Source organism: Tanticharoenia sakaeratensis NBRC 103193 (assembly GCF_000963885.1).
Classification (GTDB): Bacteria; Pseudomonadota; Alphaproteobacteria; order Acetobacterales; family Acetobacteraceae; genus Tanticharoenia; species Tanticharoenia sakaeratensis.
In genome coordinates this window covers 1-4,348 of the sequence record NZ_BALE01000018.1, presented here as the reverse complement: position 1 = coordinate 4,348, position 4,348 = coordinate 1, and the positions used below count along the sequence as shown (strand labels likewise).

The following is a 4,348-nucleotide window of genomic DNA, read 5'->3' as shown; positions in this document are numbered from 1 at the left end:
CCAAGGGTGAATCACCTTTCAGACCCAATGCAAACCCCCATACCTCCAATTTCCAAAAGGGCTCTGAGGAGGTGGACGACGAACTGATGCGGATCATGAACCAGTCTTTTGACCGTGTCGTCCACAAGGCGAAGCTCGCCAAGGTGTCACATCGGACCGCCGCCACGATGCTCGGTGTGGAAAGAGTGCTTTCCATCAGGAAATCTCGCGGGCTCTATCCGTAAAAGATTGCACGGCTTTGGGTATCGCGATGCGTGCTGACGGCGACTGATGTAGAATGGGTTGCGAATGGAGGAGCGTGCGTCCGCGCTCGAGGGGCGTCCTGCCCTCCGTCCATGCCGTCGGAGACCGCGATTGCATGTACAGCATTTTTTAAAAAGGCCTTACATGCAGATGAAATATCTGCCTGACCGCAATGACAGGCCATCAGGGAAAGGCCTTCCTTGAGGCTGTAATCCTGAAGGTGAAAAAACCTTCTGCCCATATGGCGTCAGCTTACCGAAAGCTGGGCCTCAGCGCGGCGACGTTGTTTCCAGGGCATGAGGCTCAGGTATCTGGGTTACGTGAGCGCGCGATCATGACGGTCATCAGACACATTGTTTGTGGCGATCCTGGCCGCTGGCGGCCAAGCTAAACGACTGTGCGAGTGCCCCATCTGCGCGTGGGGAGCGCGTCGGCAGAAATTCTGTCTCTCTTTCTGGTGAAAGGGCACGACGGAGGACAGGCTCGGGAACTCGCTGTCGCTCGCAGAGAGTGCGCTGTCGATCCGATACTGACTGTGCTGGAGTATAGTGCGGAGCATCGAGGGATGCTGCGGAAAAGGAAGCGCAGGATAGGCGCTTTTATATAAATAGATCCCGGGAATGCGATAACGGGCGCAGTAAAGTGCTCTTCGTCGTTCGGCCGGATCGCCGCGTTCTAGTTCTCTAACGGTCGCTCATGTGTCGTTGCGGTCGGCTCGGCAATTCGCAACGTGACGCCTGAATCTATCAGTTGACGGCGCGTTTCGGCGGGTAGCCCTGCGTCCGTGATCACGACATCGAATTCTGACAGGTGGGCAAGGCGGTTGAGCGCACTGCTGCCGAACTTGCCGCTATCGGCCATGAGCACCCGGCGATCTACAATCTGCATGAACGCGTGCTTCGCTTTCACGACGTCCTGTTCCTGGTGGTAGGCCGTCATGCCGTGGATCGCCGAGACGGACATAAAGAGCGTGTTGGCGCGCAGGGACGCGATGGCCTGCTCGCAAAGCAGCCCGAAGGACGCATCGAACGTCGGATGATAGCGGCCGCCCAGCGTGATCAGGTTGATGTCGCGGCGGCCCGAAACAGTGGCCGCGATTCCGAGGCTGTTGGTGATGACCGTCAGTGACTCGAAGACCATAAGCCTTTCCGACAGGCACCGTGCTGTCGTGGAATCATCGAGCGCGACGACATCACCAGCCGTAATCAGGCTGGCGGCCACCGCAGCGATGGCACGCTTCTGTGATGCGGCGCGTCGAGCGCGATGGAGGACCGAGCTCTCCACAATGCCGTTGGACAAGGTTGTCACGCCGCCATGGACCTTGCGGAGCAGGCCCTGTTCAGCCAGTGCATGAAGATCGCGGTGGATCGTCATGCGGCTGGTCTGGAAGCGTGCGACCAGTTCATCGATCTGCGCACCGCCATGCTCAATGACGTGATCCAGAATGTGCCGACGGCGCTCCGACATGCCGTGACGGGCCGAAGGCAGCATTTCGTTCATCTGGCTCGTCTCCCAACCACGCCGTGATGTTGATCGCGTGTGAAAAATAACATGATGCAAACATGTGCCGATCGCAAGGCGAGCCGCCAAAAATGGCATAGATACTTATATAATCCTTCTATGGTCTCCGGATTTTGTGATGCGTCAGAAAGTGCGAACGGACTGACTCTGCGGCGTTAGTGGGATACATAACACCGCAAGCGTTACGCGACTCCCACCGAGTTGCTCTGGGGAGCCGCATCGTCACGCAAGGAGTGATATCATGCGAATTGCAGTAGGTGGCGACAGCGCCGGCGAAGGCCTCGCGCAGTTGATAGCAGCACATCTGGCCAAGGTCGGTGGCCATGAGGTTGTGGATATGTCGCATCCGGCGGATGCGCATGCCGAACTCTATGCGGAATTGAGCGAACGCGTTGGTCTGGCCGTACTGGCCGGAGAGTTCGATCGCGGCATCCTGTGCTGCGGCACCGGCATTGGCGTCTGTATCTCGGCGAACAAGATACCGGGGATCCGCGCGGCGCTGACGCACGATACCTACTCGGCTGAACGCGCGGCACTGTCCAACAATGCGCACATCATCACGATGGGCTCGCGCGTCATCGGCTCGGAACTGGCGAATACGATCGTCGATGCATGGCTTGCGAAGACTTTCGATCCCAGCAGCCCGTCTGCGCGCAATGTTGCGGGCATTGACGCCCTCGGGCGCAAATATTCGGAGCACGCGGCATCCCATCACGAACTTGGCGCCGTGACGGCGTGAGTTACCGACATTCCAAGGCGGAGATTGTTCAATGACGAAGATTTGCGGTGATGCTTCCCAGTTCGCGACGTCGGCGCTGCACGGTTACAGCCTCGTGCACAGTGACCTGGTGCGCATGGTGCGCGGGGGTGTCCTGCGGGCCACTCCCGGCCGACGCGGCAAGGTTGCTATCGTCGTCGGCGGCGGCTCGGGACATTATCCTGCCTTTGCCGGCTATGTCGGGCCCGGATTTGCGGATGCGGCCGTAGCGGGAGATGTGTTTGCGTCTCCGTCGACGCAGGCGATCCAGAATATTGCCCGCCAAGCCGATCTCGGTGGCGGCGTCATACTGGGTTTCGGAAATTATGCCGGAGACGTGTTGAATTTCGGCATCGCGGCCGAACGGCTGCGCGACGAAGGAATTGATGCGCGGCTTGTTGCGACAACGGACGACATTGCGAGCGCCGATGCCGACCACGCTGACACACGGCGCGGCATTGCGGGAGATCTGGTGGTCTTCAAGATCATCGGCGCCGCCGCCGAGGCCGGTCTGTCGCTGGACGAGGTAGAAGTCGTGGCCCGGAAGGCCAACGGCAGCACCCGGACGTTCGGCGTGGCGTTCGACGGCTGCACGATCCCGGGCGAGCACGACAAGCTGTTTCACGTGCCGGCACGGCGCATGGCGCTTGGTCTGGGTGTGCATGGCGAACCGGGCATCGCGGAGGAAGACATTCCATCGCCCGAGGCCTTGGCAACTCTTTTTGCCGAGCGTGTCCTGGCAGAAGTGCCGAAAGACGGGTCCAGACGGGCCGCGGTCATGCTGAACGGACTGGGTAGTACCAAGCAGGAAGAGCTGTTCGTTCTGTGGGAAGCGCTCGAACCCAAGTTGCGCGCAGCCGGCATGACGCTGATTGCGCCTCTGGTCGGCGAATACGTCACGAGCCTCGATATGGCTGGCTGTTCCCTGACGATGACATGGCTTGACGAGGAACTCGAGCGTTACTGGCGCGCGCCCGTTGATACGGCGGCATTGCGCCATGGCGAGATCGTCGGAGAGCCGGCTGCCACCGTGCCTGTCGAGGATGAACTGCCGGTCGTCTGTACGCCGTCCGTGACCGAGGAAGGGCGCAGGGGCGGCATCTGCATGGCCCTGGCCATGGGGAAGCTGGCCGAAAGTCTGGCTGCGAAGGAAGCGGAGTTCGGCCATATCGATGCGTTGGCGGGCGACGGCGATCACGGTCAGGGCATGGCGCGCGGTTCGAAAGCCGCGGCACATGCCGCACGGCGCGCAGCCGACAGCGGCGCCGGTCCGTCGACTGTCTTGCGCGTTGCGGCGGACGCCTGGGCGGATCGCGCAGGTGGCACGTCCGGCGCGCTATGGGGCGCCGGACTCCATGCGTTCAGCAGTGCACTCGACGATGCGGCCCTGACGGATGGCGCGCACCTCGTGCACGGCGCACGGGCGGCAATGGAGACGATCATGCGCCTCGGCCGGGCGAAACCGGGCGACAAGACACTGGTCGATGCCCTCGTGCCGTTCGCCGATACGCTTGAGGCGCGTTTCGCGGAGGGTCAACCGATTGCAGACGCGTGGAGAGCCGCATCGGATGTGGCGCGGGACGCAGCTCTCGCCACAAAGGATCTGTTGCCGCGCATGGGCCGCGCGAAGATGCATGGCGCACGCAGCAAGGGCAATCCGGACGCGGGCGCCTTGTCACTTGCCCTGTGTGCCGAAGTGGTAGGCACCGTGCTGGCGGATGCGAAAGCGCAGGTGACGGCCTGAGGCCGTCACTTTCTGTCAGTTGCAGATGGTGAGGTTGACGCCGGCTTCGGTGAGGTTCTTGCGGCTGGTGTCCGAAAGGCCGT

Annotated in this window: 4 protein-coding genes; 3 read left to right on the top strand and 1 reads right to left on the bottom strand. The window is 61.4% G+C overall.

What is annotated here, in order from left to right:
• On the top strand, positions 1 to 224 hold a 224-nt coding region (locus B8446_RS16040; RefSeq protein WP_199484074.1), incomplete at its 5' end, for a hypothetical protein.
• A 694-nt stretch (positions 225 to 918) separates the two neighbouring features.
• Here B8446_RS16040 and B8446_RS08150 read toward each other — a convergent pair.
• Positions 919 to 1,743 carry a DeoR/GlpR family DNA-binding transcription regulator gene (locus tag B8446_RS08150; RefSeq protein WP_048848867.1) on the bottom strand — a complete coding sequence of 275 codons (825 nt, stop codon included), beginning with the start codon at positions 1,741 to 1,743 and terminating at the stop codon, positions 919 to 921.
• A 262-nt stretch (positions 1,744 to 2,005) separates the two neighbouring features.
• On the opposite strand from B8446_RS08150, the gene derI reads away from it, so the two are divergent.
• Both derI and B8446_RS08140 read left to right on the top strand, forming a co-directional pair.
• Positions 2,006 to 2,503, top strand: a complete 498-nt coding sequence (derI, locus tag B8446_RS08145; RefSeq protein WP_048848866.1) for a D-erythrulose-4-phosphate isomerase — start codon at positions 2,006 to 2,008, stop codon at positions 2,501 to 2,503.
• 31 nt (positions 2,504 to 2,534) lie between these two features.
• Positions 2,535 to 4,265: a dihydroxyacetone kinase family protein gene (locus B8446_RS08140; protein ID WP_048848865.1), complete on the top strand. Its 1,731-nt coding sequence runs from the start codon at positions 2,535 to 2,537 to the stop codon at positions 4,263 to 4,265.
• Positions 4,266 to 4,348 lie beyond the last annotated feature (83 nt).